The sequence below is a fragment of the Runella sp. genome, from assembly GCF_027484545.1.
Lineage (GTDB): Bacteria > Bacteroidota > Bacteroidia > Cytophagales > Spirosomataceae > Runella.
On record NZ_JAIXST010000114.1, the window covers coordinates 20,134 to 37,343 of the forward strand.

Annotated in this window: 12 protein-coding genes; 8 read left to right on the forward strand and 4 right to left on the reverse strand. The window is 43.5% G+C overall.

Annotation, left to right across the window (positions count from 1 at the left end):
* Nucleotides 1-4: 4 nt before the first annotated feature.
* Nucleotides 5-2,908, reverse strand: coding sequence for a leucine--tRNA ligase (gene leuS / locus Q0081_RS10030; RefSeq protein WP_298352236.1), 2,904 nt, complete (start codon nucleotides 2,906-2,908; stop codon nucleotides 5-7).
* A gap of 244 nt (nucleotides 2,909-3,152) precedes the next feature.
* Between leuS and Q0081_RS10035 the strand changes: the two genes are divergently transcribed.
* From Q0081_RS10035 to corA, 7 genes are read left to right on the forward strand one after another with little or no spacing between them, the layout of a single operon-like run.
* Complete coding sequence (locus Q0081_RS10035; protein ID WP_298352239.1) at nucleotides 3,153-6,050, forward strand: UvrD-helicase domain-containing protein; 2,898 nt, start codon at nucleotides 3,153-3,155, stop codon at nucleotides 6,048-6,050.
* Nucleotides 6,051-6,110: 60 nt separating this feature from the next.
* The gene (locus Q0081_RS10040) at nucleotides 6,111-8,903 is read left to right on the forward strand and encodes a DEAD/DEAH box helicase (protein WP_298352242.1); all 2,793 of its coding nucleotides are present in this window, start codon (nucleotides 6,111-6,113) and stop codon (nucleotides 8,901-8,903) included.
* A 27-nt stretch (nucleotides 8,904-8,930) separates the two neighbouring features.
* The gene (locus Q0081_RS10045; RefSeq protein ID WP_298352244.1) at nucleotides 8,931-10,826 is read left to right on the forward strand and encodes a hypothetical protein; all 1,896 of its coding nucleotides are present in this window, start codon (nucleotides 8,931-8,933) and stop codon (nucleotides 10,824-10,826) included.
* Between the two features lie 57 nt (nucleotides 10,827-10,883).
* On the forward strand, nucleotides 10,884-11,123 hold the full coding sequence (locus tag Q0081_RS10050; RefSeq protein WP_298352247.1) for a DUF433 domain-containing protein: 240 nt from the start codon (nucleotides 10,884-10,886) through the stop codon (nucleotides 11,121-11,123).
* Entirely contained in the window at nucleotides 11,101-11,433 is a 333-nt protein-coding gene (locus tag Q0081_RS10055) for a DUF5615 family PIN-like protein (protein WP_298352249.1), read from the forward strand. Before Q0081_RS10050 ends, Q0081_RS10055 begins: the two co-directional genes overlap by 23 nt.
* Complete coding sequence (locus tag Q0081_RS10060) at nucleotides 11,430-12,218, forward strand: 3-deoxy-manno-octulosonate cytidylyltransferase (protein WP_298352252.1); 789 nt, start codon at nucleotides 11,430-11,432, stop codon at nucleotides 12,216-12,218. The genes Q0081_RS10055 and Q0081_RS10060 overlap by 4 nt, the downstream gene beginning before the upstream one ends.
* A gap of 3 nt (nucleotides 12,219-12,221) precedes the next feature.
* Complete coding sequence (gene corA, locus Q0081_RS10065) at nucleotides 12,222-13,355, forward strand: magnesium/cobalt transporter CorA (protein WP_310586488.1); 1,134 nt, start codon at nucleotides 12,222-12,224, stop codon at nucleotides 13,353-13,355.
* Between the two features lie 48 nt (nucleotides 13,356-13,403).
* Here corA and Q0081_RS10070 read toward each other — a convergent pair whose 3' ends face one another.
* The gene (locus tag Q0081_RS10070; protein WP_298352255.1) at nucleotides 13,404-13,808 is read right to left on the reverse strand and encodes a hypothetical protein; all 405 of its coding nucleotides are present in this window, start codon (nucleotides 13,806-13,808) and stop codon (nucleotides 13,404-13,406) included.
* A 237-nt stretch (nucleotides 13,809-14,045) separates the two neighbouring features.
* On the opposite strand from Q0081_RS10070, the gene Q0081_RS10075 reads away from it, so the two are divergent.
* A complete protein-coding gene (locus Q0081_RS10075) occupies nucleotides 14,046-14,858 on the forward strand; it encodes an HAD family hydrolase (protein WP_298352258.1) in 813 nt (270 codons plus the stop codon).
* Here the strand turns inward: Q0081_RS10075 and Q0081_RS10080 are convergent.
* Nucleotides 14,844-15,329, reverse strand: coding sequence for an FkbM family methyltransferase (locus Q0081_RS10080; protein WP_298352265.1), 486 nt, complete (start codon nucleotides 15,327-15,329; stop codon nucleotides 14,844-14,846). The genes Q0081_RS10075 and Q0081_RS10080 overlap by 15 nt on opposite strands.
* 326 nt (nucleotides 15,330-15,655) lie before the next feature.
* Entirely contained in the window at nucleotides 15,656-17,047 is a 1,392-nt protein-coding gene (locus tag Q0081_RS10085) for a lysophospholipid acyltransferase family protein (protein ID WP_298352261.1), read from the reverse strand.
* Nucleotides 17,048-17,210 lie beyond the last annotated feature (163 nt).

The following is a 17,210-nucleotide window of genomic DNA, read 5'->3' on the forward strand; positions in this document are numbered from 1 at the left end:
TTCGTTACAAAACTACATTCACAATACGCTTCGGCACCACTACCACTTTCTTGGGCGTATTGCCTTCCAGCCATTTTTGAACGGTTTCATTCGCCAAAACTCCCTGTTCGATGTCTTCTTTGGACATATCTATGGGGAACGGAATGTTGGCGCGTACTTTGCCATTGATTTGAATGGGGTATTCAAACGAGCTTTCTACCAAGTACTTAGGTTCAAATTTTGGGAATGGAGCGCTTGAAATCGTGCCCTCTTCGTTACCAAGCGCTACCCACAACTCTTCGGAAATGTGCGGAGCGTACGGCGACAACAAAATCACCATATCATTCAAAATTGCTTTTTTGTGACATTTCAAATCGCTCAAATCATTGACCGCAATCATAAACGTAGAGACAACCGTATTGAAAGAATAACGGTCAATATCGTCTTCCACGCGTCTGATGGTGCGGTGCAATACCTTCAATTCATCCGCTGTCGGCTCGGCATCTACCCATTTTTGTTTACCCGTTTGGTCGTCAAAAAACAACCGCCAGAATTTACGCAGGAAGTTGGACGTACCGCTGATACCGTTGGTGTTCCAAGGTTTGGCATCGGTCAATGGCCCTAAGAACATTTCGTATAAACGCAAGGTATCGGCCCCGTAGCGAGCTACTACATCGTCCGGATTGACAACGTTGTAAAGCCTTTTGGACATTTTTTCAACCGCAAATCCACATACATACTTGCCTTTGGCAGGGCCGCTTTCTTCCAGAATAAACTCAGACTCATTGTAATAAGAGCGCCACTGCTTGAATGCTTCTGTATTTAACACATCATTTTCAACTATGTTGACATCTACGTGAAGCTGAGTGACTTCGTATTGTTCTTTTAAGCCATGTGAAACAAAAACAGGCTTTTTACCTTCGCCTTCCGATGATTTCAGGCGATACACAAAATTGCTGCGTCCCTGAATCATGCCTTGATTGACCAATTTAGCCGCGAATTCTTCTTCGGGAACCAATCCCAGATCTTTCAGGAATTTATTCCAAAAACGACTGTACAATAAGTGCCCGGTAGCGTGCTCAGAACCACCCAAGTAAAAATCGATGCGCTGCCAGTAATCAATCGCTTCTTTGGAAGCAAAAGTGCCGTTGTTTTGAGGGTCCATGTAGCGGTACCAATACCAAGATGAGCCCGCCCAACCCGGCATGGTGCTGAGTTCCAGCCCCCACCCAGCCTCCCCCAATAGGGGAGGGGTATCTAAAGCACCCATTGGGGGTTTGGGGGCTGGCTTGTACGTCCAGTTTTCCGCACGACCCAATGGTGGTTCGCCCGTTTCGGTGGGTAGGTATTTGTCAATTTTAGGTAATTCCAACGGTAAATCAGCTTCATCAATCAGGTAAGGAACACCGTCTTTGAAGTAGGCAGGTACGGGTTCACCCCAGTAGCGTTGGCGACTGAAAACGGCATTGCGAAGGCGATACTGCACTTTTCCTTTGCCCACTTTTCGCTCTTCCAACCATTTGGTCAATGTATCGGTCCCTTCTTTGTACGTCATGCCATTGATAATACCGGAATTGATGTAACGGCCTTCTTTGGTGTTGTCGGCTTGTTGATCAATGTCTTTTTGGCTGTCCAAAATCGGAAGGATTGGTAACTCAAAATGAGTCGCAAAATTCCAGTCACGTTGGTCACCCGAAGGAACGCCCATTACGGCGCCCGTTCCGTAGCCCGCCAATACGTAATCGGCTAAGAAAATAGGTACTTTTTCTTCACTCAACGGATTGATGCAATAGCTTCCCGTAAACACGCCCGTCACTTTCTTTTCGGCCATCCTATCCACTTCGCTGCGACTTGCCGCCCATTTGATATAGGCTTCTACAGCATCTTTTTGCTCAGGGGTAGTCAATTCCATGGCCCATTCGTGCTCAGGAGCCAATACCATAAAACTCACACCGTAAATGGTATCTACGCGAGTGGTGAAAACCTCGATAGATTTTTGATTTTTGATTGTCGATTGTCGATTTTGGGAATCATTCGGCAATCGCAAATCAGCAATCGCAAATTTGACAGAAGCTCCCTGCGAGCGGCCTATCCAGTTGCGTTGCTGTTCTTTCAGAGGTTCGGGCCAGTCGATGGTGTCCAAACCGGACAATAAACGGTCGGCGTAAGCAGTGATGCGCATGGCCCACTGTTTCATCAATTTACGCTCTACCGGAAAACCGCCGCGTTCCGAAACACCGTCTTTTACTTCGTCGTTGGATAGTACGGTTCCCAAACCCGGGCACCAGTTGACGTAGGATTCTTCGGGGAAAGTAAAGCGGTATTTTAACAACACTAACTGTTGTTCTTTTTCGCTCATTGCTTTCCATTCTTCGGCCGAAAATTCGATGACATCTTCATCGCAAACGGCGTTAACGGCAGCAGAGCCTCCTGTTGAGAACTGAGCCGTTAAGTGGCTTATGGGCAGTGCTTTGTCAGCGCTTTTGTCGTAGTAGTGGTTGAATAACTGCATGAAAATCCATTGCGTCCATTTGTAAAAATTGGGGTCAGACGTACGGATTTCGCGGCTCCAGTCGTAGCTAAAGCCAATGTTTTTCAACTGACTGATGAACGTGTTGATGTTTTCTTCGGTCGTAATGGCTGGGTGCTGACCCGTTTGGATGGCGTATTGCTCGGCAGGAAGCCCAAAGCTGTCGAAGCCCATGGGGTGCAACACATTAAACCCTTTGAGTTTTTTATAACGCGAAATAATGTCAGAAGCGATGTAACCCAGTGGATGTCCTACGTGCAAACCCGCTCCTGAAGGGTAAGGAAACATGTCGAGGACGTAATACTTGGGTTTACTGTGGTCAATTTCAGTCTTGTAGGTTTGGTTTTCTTCCCAAAACTGCTGCCATTTTTTTTCAATTTCGCGGTGATTGTATTCCATTTTTTTCTGTTATCAGTATATCGGTTATTCGTTATTCGAGGATTGATGATAGCTTCAACGGATAACTATTAACAATTCAACAGATAACGGTTACAAAATAGGGCGCAAAATTACTGCTTTTCGATGACTTTTGGGTTTTGGGGGTGAAATTGTTATTTTTGAGGAAAAAGCCTTGAAGTATGTGATGGGTTTCGACTCATAAAATAACTACAGAGGTTCACGGAAAAAACTAACAGGTTGACTAATGAATTTACTTTTTTACAACGGCTTAGAATACCACAAATTACAAAAACAATTCGATAAAACGGTTGCGTATCTGCAAGCAGGGGATTTTCGGTCGGCCGATGTAAAAAAAATGCCGAATGCAGGATTTTATCGCGCCAAGTTGGACGATACCAACCGCTTATTATTCAAAATAGGACTCTTCAATGGTCAAAAATACGTATTACTTCTCGAAGTTATCCTCAATCACGCCTACGATAAATCACGGTTTTTGAATGGGGCGCTCATCGACGATAGTAAATTGGTAGCGGTGGTATCGGAACAAAATCTCCAGCCTGCCGACCTTATGCCCGTAGGCTACGTCAATCCCAACCGCAAGTCATTTCATATCTTAGACAAGATTTTGTCGTTTGACGATACCCAAGCCGACATTCTCAACTTGCCAACGCCTACCATCGTCATTGGTTCGGCTGGAAGTGGCAAAACCGCACTTACCCTCGAAAAAGCCAAGACCCTCATAGGGCGTGTCCTTTACACGACACTTTCCCCGTATTTGGTCGAAAATGCTCAAAACCTGTATTATTCGTTTGGTTATGAAAATTCCAAACAGGAAATTGACTTTCTGTCCTTTAATGAATACCTCTCGACGTTTGAAGTACCCGTAGGCAAGGAGTTGGATTTTAGGGCATTTGACCAATGGGCGAGCCGCTATCGTCAGAGCCATAAAATCAAAGATACCTACAAGCTATTTGAAGAATTTAAGGGCGTATTGACGGGTTCTATTGTCGAAAAACTGTATTTAACCGCTGATGATTATCAAAATTTGGGCATCAAGCAGTCTATTTTTTCGGCTTCGGAGCGCGATTCGGTGTATGATTTGTTCAAAAAATACCTGGATTGGTTGCCTACGAGTAGCTATTTTGACAGCAATATGGTGGCTTATCACTTACTCCAACGCATTGAATCCCAGTACGATTTTGTGGTCATTGACGAAGTCCAGGATATTACCAATGTACAATTGGCCTCGATTCTAAAATCGCTGCATATTTCTACTAATTTTATTTTGTGCGGTGACTCCAACCAGATTGTTCACCCTAATTTCTTCTCCTGGTCGCAGGTAAAAAGCTTGTTTTACAAACAGGATTTGCGGGGCAATATCATTCGGGTATTGGCGACCAACTACCGCAACACCCCCGAAGTAACCAACATTGCCAATCAACTTTTATTGATCAAAAATGCCCGTTTCGGTTCCATTGACAAAGAAAGTACCTACTTAGTAAAACCCAATTCTACCCACGCCGGTGTGGTGGAGTTTTTGGAAAATCAACCCAAAATCAACGCCGATCTCAATCAAAAAACCAAGCGTTCGGCCAATTTTGCGGTGTTGGTATTGCGCAACGAAGACAAAGCGGAAGCCAAACGGTTTTTCCAAACACCGCTGTTGTTTTCGGTGCAGGAAGCCAAAGGATTGGAGTACGAAAATATCATTTTGTATAATGTCATTTCCAACTACGACAAAGAATTCAGGGAGTTGACCAACGGCGTTTCAAGTGAAGATTTGCAGGTAGAAAATATCAAATTTTCGCGCGGAAAAGACAAATCTGATAAGTCGTTGGACGAGTTTAAATTTTACGTGAACGCCCTCTACGTAGGCATGACCCGAGCCGTCAAAAATCTGTACGTGGTCGAATCCAACAAAAAACACGATTTGCTTCAACTGCTTGGGTTGACTAATTTTAAGCAACAAACCTCACTCAAAGACCAAGCCTCCAGTCAGGAAGAATGGCAGCGCGAAGCCCGCCGTCTCGAAATGCAGGGCAAACAGGAACAGGCCGATGCCATTCGCCAACAGATATTGAATGTGCAACCCGTGCCATGGGAGGTAACCACCCGCGCCAAACTGCATGATGTAATCACTCAGGCGCTGAATCCCGAAAGTTTTAACAAAAAAGCCAAAGATTGTCTCTTTGAGTATGCGCTGTATTACAATGAGACGAGTTACTTTGACAAACTCAAAGCTCTCAAATACCGCCCTGCCGAGCGTTGGGAACAGGAAGGGAAAGGCATTTTGAAACGCATGTTTTCGGAATATGCCGCCGACAACTTAAAATTGTTGCAGCCCAAACTCCAACGCTACGGCGTAGATTTTCGGAATGAACTCAATTTGACACCGTTTATGTTGGCAATCAATTACGGGGCTGAAAACATTCTGAAATATTTAGCCGAGAACGGGACTAATACGCACCTGACCGACAGCTATGGCCGCAATGCGCTCCAAATAGTGATGCTGAAGGTCTATGCCGATGCCACGCTCAAAGCCAAAACCATTAACCGTCTTTATTCATTACTCAAAGGAGATGCCATTCGGGTAAAAGTGGACAATCGCCTTATCAAAGTCGATAATCATCAAGCAGAGTTTGTGATGCTCAATTTTATGTTGGCAGTCTTGCGTCCGCATCTGATTAAAGGCACTGGAAACAAACAGTGGTTTTACGGCACAGACCAAGATATGCCCACTTTCCAAACCAAAGATTTCCTGAGCTTTTACGAAGGCCTTTCTGAGCAGGTGATTCCCGAGTACCGCCGTAAACGGGCGTATTTGAGCAGTATTTTGGGTAAAAATGAAGTCTTGGGTACAGATAAATACAATAAGAAACTTTTTGTCAGGCTTCGCCAAGGGCATTATTTGCTAAATCCTACCCTCGAAATCCTGATAGATGACGATTGGGTAAATGTGTATGATTTAATTGATTTGGAAGATATTATTGAGAATCACGCTGTTACGGCCACGGGATTCATTCAACAAATTCACCACCACCGCCAACGACTCAAAAAAGACCCTAACGCTGTTTTTGACCAAACTGCTTTTTGGAAGGAATTGTATGAAGAAATGGAAAAAGGAAAAGTGGATAATGGATAACAGATACACGGAAAACGGATACACGGATTACAGATATACAAATAACTTTTCCACTAAAAAATGAGCAATTCGCTTTTTGAACAATTTCGTAAATCCAAAGCATTGGCAGTTGCCTCAACGTCAGGCAAAAAAGAGAGTATTAGTGTGCAGCTTTGCTTTGATGAAAATGGGGCGTACGTTCAGCTTCTTAACGCTAAAAATGAGATAGTTACGCCTGATTATCAGTCCTATAGCGGGACATTGCGCAATTTAGTAAGGGCAATTCAGCAAATCCATGAACGCAATGAGTTTGTGATTGATTGGGAAAATCCTTCTTCGCAGCTTTATCTGCACCAATACGACTACTTACTCGAATACGTTCGGCAGTGTTCCGACGTGATTGATGAGCGTCATAAACCCGTGGTATTTACAGATTTACGGGGCGAATTACACCTTCAAATCCAAAAACAGGACCCCAAAAAATTTGAATCGCGCGTGCGATTGCTAGTGGAAGGCAGTTATGAAGAAGATTTTTTATTGCTGAACGAACGATACGCGCTGTCGAACGGGCGAGTTATTGAAATCAATGAAGTGGGGCCTGCGTTTAACCGTATTCCTTTGTTTGACACGGAGTTGCTGCCTTCCGAATTGACCAAATACCTGTCGTTGGCGTTGTCGTATTTGGAAAATGTGCGGGTGGAGTACGAAGATTTTCAACTTAAAGCGGCCGATCCCATCGTTGCCTCACCCTGTTTGATTTTTGAAAAAATTGACGCCGACGATTCGCTGTACATCCGCGTAGCCCAACAACTTCCCCAAACGGATACTGACTTTTTGGAAGAGTTTGAACTCTATCGCTACGCCGATATAAATGAATTGGAACGGACGATTTACGTACGCGTCATTGAGCGTCAATCGCTTGATTTACTGATTCAAACCATCGAAAAACTGGTCGAAAAGCACGTTCCCAAGGAAAAAGGCCGTCGTAAATCGTCGGGGCAATACATCGTGGAAGGTAATTTATTCGTCATTCCCCGCGAAATTGCGGGCAGTTTTATTTATCAGGAATTGCCCAATTTGCTCGAAACCTTTCAGCTTTTTGGGGCCGAAAAGCTCAAGCAATACAAAATCAGCACCCATCCGCCGCGCTTGGATTTGAGCCTCAATCACGGCATTGATTTTCTGGAAGGAGATGCCACCATCAGCTTTGGCGAAGAGCGTTTGGGGCTGTTTGAAGTCATCAGGCAATACCGCCAACAACGCTACATTCAACTTACCGATGGCAGTCACGCGCTGGTGAATGAGTCGTATATCCAAAAGCTGGAACGTCTGTTTAAGAAGGCTAAGAAAGACAAAGTGCAACTTTCGTTTTTTGATTTGCCGTTGGTAGAAGAACTTCTCGAAAGTGCCGTAGCCGAAGCTACCCTCAAAAAATCGCGTTCCTTCTTTGAAGGACTCAATCAGTTGGCCAACCAAAAACCGAAAACGGCCAAAGTCAACGCTACCTTGCGACCGTATCAACAGCGCGGTGTGCAGTGGTTGGAATATTTACAGGAAAGTAAGCTCAACGGCTGCTTGGCCGACGACATGGGCTTGGGCAAAACCCTGCAAACGATTACGTTGCTATCGCGGTTTTATCCTAAGCAAGCTAAATCTACGCTGGTAGTGATGCCTAAAAGTTTGTTGTTCAACTGGCAAAAAGAAATCGAACGTTTTAACCCCAATCTGACTACTTACACCTATTATGCCGATACCCGCGATTTGGACGAAGCTTGTAAGCATCACCTGATTTTTACGACCTACGCCCTGCTCCGCAACGACATTGAAAAGTTTCAGAAGAAGGAGTTTTTCTACGTGGTATTGGACGAATCTCAAAACATCAAGAATCTCCAATCGCAGGCCAGTCGAGCGGTGGTGTTGCTCAAAGCCGACCACCGCTTGGCCTTGAGTGGTACGCCCATCGAAAACAACCTGTCGGAGCTGTATTCGCTGTTTCGGTTCCTGAATCCTGCCATGTTTGGCACGGCGGAGGCGTTCAATCAGCATTACCTGACACCCATCCAAAAACATAACGACCCGGACGTGATTCAAGAATTACGCAAGAAAATATACCCTTTTATCCTGCGGCGTTTGAAGAAAAATGTGTTGACCGAACTCCCCGATAAAATAGAGCAGGTGCTGTACGTGGAGATGTCGGAAGAGCAGCGGCTGTTTTATGAACAACGTCGTCGTTTTTACAAAGATAACATTGAGCGACAAATTGCCGAGAAAGGGTTGGAGCAGAGTCAATTCTTTATCTTTCAGGCATTCAATGAGTTGCGCCAAATTGCCAGTGTGCCCGAAGCCAAAGCCGACCGTCCGATGGAGTCGCCCAAAATCGAAACCTTAATAGAACAACTTTCAGACGCCGCCGCCAACGGCCATAAAATGTTGGTGTTTGTTAATTTCCTTAACGCCCTTGAGCGCATCGGTGAGCAGCTTGATGCGCAGGGTATCGACTACGTGAGCATGAGCGGCTCTACCCGTGACCGGCAGCGGTTGGTGGAGCGTTTTCAGAATGATACCAATTGCAAGGTGTTTTTGATGACCCTCAAAACGGGCGGAACAGGCCTGAACCTCACTGCTGCCGATATGGTGTTTGTTTTTGATCCTTGGTGGAACAAAGCCGCCGAAAATCAGGCCATAGACCGTACGCACCGCATTGGACAAACCAAGAAAGTGATGGCCTATAAGATGATTACGCAGGGAACCATCGAAGAGAAAATCATGCAGTTACAGGAAAAGAAAGCCGAACTGCTCAACGCCATTATTTCTTCGGATGCCGCCTCGTTGAAATCGTTCAGTGAGGCCGATATTGCCTTTATGTTGGGGTAGTTAAAGAATTAAAATTGCAGATTTAAAATGACACAAGCCGAACTTATAGAACTTATTGAGCTACTCATAAAAAACGGCACGAGCAACCAAAAAAGCCGTAATACCATTGCGAGCGATGTGGCAAAGCAGTACCTACGACAATCGGGCTGCCCATTGAAGGAGGATATTATCAGCGATATAGACAATCATTATTTTAAAGAAGGGTTGGTTGAATTGGCGAAGTATGTCCGTAAAATGGTCAATGCCAATAAAAATTGGTTAGAGTCACTGAATTTGAAGTTGCCTTATGATTTGGTGAACAAAATAGATATCAATACCGCTCCTAAGGCTAAATTGGTGTGGAGTGTGGCGGTGATTTTCAGTAAACCCGAGGTGATGCGGAAGTTTCATGCCGAACTGCCCGAAGCTTTGCAAAAGGCGTTTGAGCAATTGACGTGGATTTCAGAAGCCAAAGCCGAGATATTAAGTGATTTGATAGGAATTCCTACCACGAAGAAGAAAAGTTCATCTTATTACGATAGCTCTGTCGAAATCAGTCAGGTGTTTAAAGCTTTGCCGCACAAAATTGAGTCTTGGAACGGCAATATCACTTTTGCTTGGCCGGCGCATTTGCGCGAATTTTTGCGAGGTGTATATCCCGTTCCCGAAAGTTTTTACATTAAAACCATCTCCGAGCCACCCGGAAACCTGCTGCGTTGGGAAGAAGGAGAAGTGGTTATTTTTGAAGAAATCCAAAAGTTACTGGCGTATCGGTTGCAAGGAGCTATTACGGTCAATACTTCGGGGAAAGTAGCGGCCACCGCGTTTAAGAAAATGCGCAAAACCTTGGGAGTAAGGGAGTTTGTGCCCGATGAGGAATCCTTTTCGTTGCTTCGTACCACCTGTCTGGCGCAAATGTTGGCTTCTTATGAACCAAAAAAGAATCAGATAAACATTGATTCGTTAGAAATTTTGAAACAGCTTCGCAAAACACTTGACAAGGATTTTAACATTTTATTCCTGCTCAACGACCTCAAAAATCATGGTTACGTCAATCTGCATTATTATAAACGACAAGCTGAAAAGACCCTGATTGAGTGGATGGAGCGGCTACCCAAAAACGAATGGGTGTCGGTAGAAAACCTGACGGCTTACGCCCAAATTCATGACCTTAAAATGCAGCCCGCTTCGCCGAGCGAATACCAAAGCTTGGCCTATGAAGTACCTTCTCAGTTTGGCTCACATACCAACAAGCTCAATATTTCGGGGGGGAATGCGTATTTCTTTGTGGAGCGTCCCGCTTTATTGTCGAGCTTTTTTCTGATGGCGGCTCTGGGTTGGCTTGATATTGCGTACGAAGCTCCCAATGGAACGTTTGCAGAGGATTACTATTCAAGTTACGATGGCCTCAAATGCGTGCGGCTCAATGATTTGGGGGCCTACATTTTCGGGCGCAGTCCTGCGGGTGAGTATACGCCCAAGGTCAATAAAGCGACGCAGGAACTGGTTTTTGATGACCAATCGCTGCTCATTTTTTGTGACCCCGAAAATGCCGTCGCCGAGACCGTACTGGCCAATTACGCCGAGCGCGTAAGCTCGACTCGTTTTCGGGTGACGGCCGATACGTTTTTGAAAGATTGCAAATCGCGGTCGCAGCTGATGTCCAAGATTACGCTTTTTCAGAAATCGGTTGCGCCCCATTTACCCCCCAATTGGCACCATTTTTTTGATGATTTATTGGTCAAAGCCGAGCCGCTCAGAGCCGTCAGTGATTTGTTGGTTTTTCAAATTCCGTCTACTAATCAAACACTTATTCGATTGTTGGCGCAAGATCCTGTCCTGAAAACGTTGGTCATCAAAGCCGAAGGTTTTCGGGTATTGGTTGCCCAAAATCAGCAAGTCAAATTCAAAAACCGCCTCCGTGAGCTGGGTTATTTGATGTAGGGTGAGGGATTGGCGACATTTTCGTAACTTTACATTCTACCTTCAATGCGAGCCATCATGAAAAACCCGGTCATTCAAATAGATCCTGAAATACAGAGTGGCGAACCTGTATTTTTTCAAACCCGTGTCCCGATAAAAAGCCTTTTCGATTATTTAAGTACGGGCGAAAGTTTAGAAACCTATTTGGAAGATTTTCCTGCGGTTACGAAAGAACAAGCCTTGGTTGTAATTGAGCAATCCGGGCATTTATTGCTTCAAGCGTATCAAATTATCAATGCAGAAAATATTGTTAGATGAGAATATTCCTAAAAGACTTAAGTTTAGGCTTTTAGATGCAGGAGTAAATGTGCTAACCGTTCGTGATATGGATTGGCTTAGCATTAAGAATGGAAAATTGCTCAAACTGGCAGTAGAAAATGGCTTTGATGTTTTTATCACTACTGACAAAAATATTCCTTATCAGCATAATATATCTCAAATAGACTTGGCAATCATTATTCTAAATGTGTCAAATCTTAAATATGAGTTTGTTCAACCTCTTCTACCTAAAATTGTTGCCCTTATTCCAACTACAGAAAAAGGACAAATTTACATTTTGCAAATATGATTATCGGAATTATTCCCGCTCGCTACGCCTCCACGCGTTTTCCCGGCAAACCACTCATTGATATTCAAGGCAAAAGCATGATTCAGCGCGTGTATGAGCAGGCGTCGCAGGCAAAATGCCTGTCTGATGTCATCGTGGCCACTGATGATGAGCGCATTCTCGAACATGTTCAATCCTTTGGTGGCAAAGCTGTATTGACCCACCCTGACCATCCAAGCGGAACGGATCGGTGTTGGGAAGCAGTTCAAGCCCGCGCGGCGTACCGTCCCTGGCCCCCAATGGGGGAACAAATAATTCCCCCATTGGGGGCCAGGGGGCTGTACATCATAAACATCCAAGGTGATGAGCCCTTTGTGGCGCCAGAGCAAATTGATGAATTGGGCGCGGTGTTGGATGGGAGTGTGGAATTGGCTTCGCAGATGATTCCTGTCAGTGACCATGAAGTGCTGTTTGATGTTGGGGAAGCCAAAGTGATTGTAAACCAAGATTTTGAAGCCATTTATTTTAGCCGTCAGGTGTTACCTTTTTTGAAAGGTGTAGACCCGAAAGAATGGCACAAACACCATACCTATTACCGTCAGGTCGGAATGTATGCGTACCGGTCCGATATTTTAGAGAAAATCACGCAACTGCCCGTTTCAGATTTGGAAAAGGCTGAATCGTTGGAACAATTGCGTTGGTTACAAAATGGCTACAAAATCAAAATGGGGCTCACTTCTTACGAAAGTCACTGTATTGATACCCCCGAAGACGTAGAAAAAGTGTTGCGCCTAATGAACAGTTAGACCATGTCAAAAATAAAATCGGACCCGCGGCGGCGGACCGCTCGAATATCAAAAATCGGCAATCACATGACTCCACCCCCTTCATCGAACTCTTCTACTTTTGGCCTTTCGCCCGGTACGTTGGTGTATGTAGGCCCGGAAGTTGCCAAAGACACCACGATTAAACTCGTCGAATACAACGAGGAGTACCATGAGCAACGTACCATTAAAAACCTCAAAGATTGTCAAATTTCGGGCGAAAAGCCCTACATCAGTTGGTTGGATATAGACGGTATACATGAGTCAGAGGTAATTGAGGCAGTAGGAAAACTTCATAACATCCATCTCTTGATTTTGGAGGACGTCATGAATACCAAACAAAAGCCCAAAATTGAGTTTTATGGCGATAGTTACGCGTATATTTCTCTAAAAATGCTGTATTGGCAGGACGAAGCAGGAGAAATTAATGCCGAGCACATCAGTTTTTTATTAGGAGCCAACTACGTAATTTCTTTTCAAGAAAAACGGACGGGCGATGTTTTTAGGCCGGTTTTAGACCGCATTAAAGCTTCAGTGGGCAAAACCCGACGCAATGGCGCTGATTATCTGCTGTTTTCGTTGATAGATTTGATTGTGGACAATTACCTCGAAATCTTAGAAAGGATGAGCGAGAAATTGGAAGAACTCGAAGGGCTTATTTTGGCAGGAAAGCACAGAGACCCCATTGGCCAACTGTATAATCTCAAACGTCAACTTACTCTGATGCGCAAGTACGTATGGCCACTGCGGGATATGCTGAGTCATGGGTTGCGCGAAAACTCTAAACTCATCAGTAAGAGCACTTTTCCGTATTTTCGAGATGTTCACGACCACGTCACACATGTTATTGATTCCATTGATTCTAACCGAGAATTATTGACGGGTTTGATTGATATTCATTATTCTACGCTGAGTTCGCGCATGAACAGTGTCATGAAAACCCTCACGATTTACTCGGCCGTCTTCATGCCTTTGACGTTTATTGTAGGAATTTATGGTATGAACTTCGATAATATGCCTGAGTTGAGGAATCCTAACGGCTATTTTTATACCATTGGTGGGATGGTTGCGTTGGCAGTGGGGCTCTTGATTTATTTTAGGCGAAGGGGCTGGATGTAAAGGCCAAAATCACTTGTGTTGAGCGAGGAAACTCACGCAACCGATAAATCACTTAACGGGCTTTTTATTTAAAACCAAAATAAGGCTGAAAACAGCAAGCAGGAGGGTTATCGGAGTAAAAATTATTTTTTCTAAAGAATTGGCAGACAGTAGATTGCCCACTGTATTTAAGAGGAAAACAATGACCATCACCCAAAGAATCCCATTCGCGATTTTTTCGGGCAATCGTACTTTGAAGAACCCTGATTTGAGCAGTACCACCAATAGAAAAAAGGCATTGACCACGATAGAAACGGTTTCAAAAACAATCATTTGACTTTGACTGTTTATGCGCCTGCCCCACACCATTGAATACGGAATGATTCCGGTCAGTATCAATAGATGAAAAATAAGGGTGAGTGAAAAAATACTTATCAGACCGATTTTTGCAATTCTTCCTGCCGTTACGTTCATAGTTATTTCCGGTTAACTTACTGTCGTTTGATTATCGTTGCATCAAAGGCTCAAAAATAGTCTTTTTCAAATGAGTAGCAAGAAGGGGTGTGAATGTCTTCTGCCCAATATAAGTTTGTTTTGAATAACACCTTGATCATTATGGAAACTATTGACTAAAAACCGGTACATATTCAATAAAAATACGTTCATACCGAGGAAATTGTGCATTTTTGAAAAAACCCATTCGCAGGAGAAATGAAAGATATTAAGTTAGTAGTAACCGATATGGACGGTACGTTGCTGAATTCAAAGGGGGAATTAAGTGATTTGTTTTACCCCGTTTTTGCCAAATTGAAAGTCGATGGAATTCGTTTTGCAGCAGCAAGCGGTCGTCAATTTTTTAATCTTGAAAAACGATTTGAAACACTCAAAGACGACGTCATTTTTGTGGCTGAAAATGGGAGTTATGTCATGTATCAAAACCAAGAATTGTACCTTCAGCCACTTGAAAACGAAATTGCCAAAACACTCATTCAAACTGCCCGTCAAATTCCGAATGCCTACGCTATTTTTTGCGGCAAGAAAAAGGCATACGTCGAAAGTGATAAACCTGAATTTTGGGCTCAGTTTACCAAGTATTTTGAACGCTTTGAACGCGTGGATGATTTATTGGAAATAACCGATGATGAATGTTTAAAAATAAGTATATGTGATTTAGAGGGCTCTGCTACAAATAGTTATCCTCATTTTAAAGTGTGGGAAGAGCAGATACAGGTCAAAGTGTCGGCGGGAATATGGCTGGATATGTCGCACAAGTTAGCCAATAAAGGAAAAGCCTTGGCAGTGCTTCAACAAAAGTACGGCATCTCGCCCGAACAAACGATGGTGTTTGGCGACTACCTCAATGATTTGGAAATGATGGGGCAAGCTTACTATTCGTACGCCATGGAAAATGCCCACGCCGACATCAAAAAAGCGGCTCGTTTTAAGGCAAAGTCAAATGATGAAAATGGAGTAATTGAGGTACTGAATGAATTGCTAAGTGGTATGGATTTAAAACAAGGGTAATTCTTTTTTGAGATCAATCGTGTCTCTTTTTTTTCTGCAAAGTTTGAACCCATTCTTTTTCATAAGTTGAATCGCCTTTTTATAATCGGAGTCGGACAAATGAATGTGTTCAAACATGACCAACTCCACATCCAAGTTGGCAAACGGTATCATTTTTAAGATTTCAAAATCGTAACCCTCTGTATCAATGTGAATTAAATCAACTTTAGGTAACGAATGTTTTTGCAATAAATCGTCAAAAGTGATGGAGTTAACAGTGTCTTCCACCAATAAATCGTCAAAAGAAGGGATGCTTACGCGGTGTTTCATCACCACTTCTTTGTTGAACGAACCTAATTGTTCATACCATCTCGGCAGGTTAGGTAAATCACTTCTTTCCAATCTGTAAAATTTCAGTTGTCCTCTTTCGTGGGCTATGGCGCTGTTTTCAAAGAGGAGTTTCTCCTTATTTTCCGCGTAGTTTTTTTCAATTCTTCAAATAAATAGGGGATAGGCTCTATCAAAATTCCTCGCCATTTTTTGGTTAAAATATACTCATAAAGCGGGTCGCCGTGCTTGCCGTTGTTGGAGCCGATCTGAATGAAGGTGACGTTGTTTTTATAGGTACTATACTTCTGAATAATGTCTTCATTACAAACTTTGGATGTCAGTAACGATAATGATAGACTTGTTACAAGGCTTTGTATATCAGCGCTTGAGAACTGAATAGTTTCTTTAAAAAGATTTCATGCAATCATTGAATGAGGGTGAAAACTCGTTCGGTTGTAACGGTGCAGCGTTTAACTGCAGCTTATTCATTATTGAGCAAATTCCCGTTTTAAATAAATTGTTTTGGCCTCTTCGAGCAAATTGAAAATCTTAGTGCGCTCGGTGGTGAGGCTTTCCATAAGCGTTGGTTTTTGACGGAAGAGGCGAAGGGCTTGCCACAAATGGCTCAGGCGAGTGACTTTGTCCCAGTACCACAGCACAAAATACCCGGTTAACGGAAGCGAAACGGCAAAAGCGAGTGTCAACCACGAGTTTTGGAAAGCGGTTTGCATGGCCCAAATATCCAATCCATAAAACACAGGGAAAGCAATAATCCCCACCGTCATCATGATAGGAGCACGATACGTCACATCGGATGAAATAAGGTTGGCTATTTTTGAGGGTGAAATGTAGGGAACATAATTGGTAAATAATCCCCAGGTATAAAAGGGGAAGCCAACGATTAACTTCAATAGAGTGGTTCCCAAATGACTGTATAATCGCCGGGTTTGAGTAAAAATTTCGTCGGAAAGGTGTAGTTTTTGCAGGTTTTCGAGGTAATTGGTCATTTTAACCTGCAACGATTTCAATTGTTCCGGATGATGTTTCTCAAAATACCGTACGGCCGATACCAACTGTTTTATCAATTCATATTCGTCTTTTTTGACATTATCGTTCAGGTGTAAATCGTCAAAAAGTTGGTTTTTATAAAGTGTCTCCACTTGTCGTACCAATGTGTCTTCTTCTTCATCTTCGGTAATAATGACCGTTTCGGCCAACCGTTGCTGAATTAATTGAGTCAGTTCTTCGACGGTCTCAAACGAATCGGAATTGTATTTTTCTTTGAAATCGCTTACTGAAATCGGCTCGCCTACGTTGACAAATACTTCACTCCGGAAGTGCGTTGGGTCCGAATAGTTGAGGCCAATCGGCAAAATTGTAATCCCCAATTGAAAATTGTTCTCGTATTCGGCTCCTAAGGCAATACGCGCTGTGCCCGTTTTAATGCCACGCAGTCGACGTTCGATTTCACTGGTACCCTCGGGAAAAATCAAGATGCTGCCTTTGGCTTTCAGGTAGTCGTAGCACCTTTTAAAGGTCATTTTATTCAATTCGGCAGGAGAGAGAGGAACGTCGGAGGTGTCTTTTTGGCGGTAGACGGGAATGACGTGAAAAAACTTAAAAAATGGCCGGGTAAACTTAGTAAAAATGCTTCCGTTGGCAATAAATGCAAGGCGCTGCGGCATCAGTGTGGCCGCAATCAACGGATCCATGAACGTGTTGGGATGGTTGGAAACCAAGAGCAAGGGACCTTTGGTATTGCGTAATTTTTCACGACCGTGGACCTCAAATCGCCGAAAAAATACGCGAAGCGCCACCTTAAGAATAAACTTGAGAAATGAGTAGAGCAACATAACGGGTAAGGGAGTCAGATTTGGCACAAATTAAGGATTTTCGCTTAACTTTGTAAAAACTCCTTATTTTATCAGGTTGAACGCACCTAATAATCTTAATTTAGGGCATAGGTCAAAAATAGCCATATAATTGTTGTTGGTTGTATTTTTGAGGATGGAATGGAAAAAAATATTTGACGAAGTGCCTGAT

Coding starts and splice junctions, on each gene's coding strand:
- leuS (WP_298352236.1), bottom strand. CDS start 2,908: ATGGAATACAATCACCGCGAAATTGAAAAAAAATGGCAGCAGTTTTGG.
- Q0081_RS10035 (WP_298352239.1), top strand. CDS start 3,153: ATGAATTTACTTTTTTACAACGGCTTAGAATACCACAAATTACAAAAA.
- Q0081_RS10040 (WP_298352242.1), top strand. CDS start 6,111: ATGAGCAATTCGCTTTTTGAACAATTTCGTAAATCCAAAGCATTGGCA.
- Q0081_RS10045 (WP_298352244.1), top strand. CDS start 8,931: ATGACACAAGCCGAACTTATAGAACTTATTGAGCTACTCATAAAAAAC.
- Q0081_RS10050 (WP_298352247.1), top strand. CDS start 10,884: ATGAAAAACCCGGTCATTCAAATAGATCCTGAAATACAGAGTGGCGAA.
- Q0081_RS10055 (WP_298352249.1), top strand. CDS start 11,101: ATGCAGAAAATATTGTTAGATGAGAATATTCCTAAAAGACTTAAGTTT.
- Q0081_RS10060 (WP_298352252.1), top strand. CDS start 11,430: ATGATTATCGGAATTATTCCCGCTCGCTACGCCTCCACGCGTTTTCCC.
- corA (WP_310586488.1), top strand. CDS start 12,222: ATGTCAAAAATAAAATCGGACCCGCGGCGGCGGACCGCTCGAATATCA.
- Q0081_RS10070 (WP_298352255.1), bottom strand. CDS start 13,808: ATGAACGTAACGGCAGGAAGAATTGCAAAAATCGGTCTGATAAGTATT.
- Q0081_RS10075 (WP_298352258.1), top strand. CDS start 14,046: ATGAAAGATATTAAGTTAGTAGTAACCGATATGGACGGTACGTTGCTG.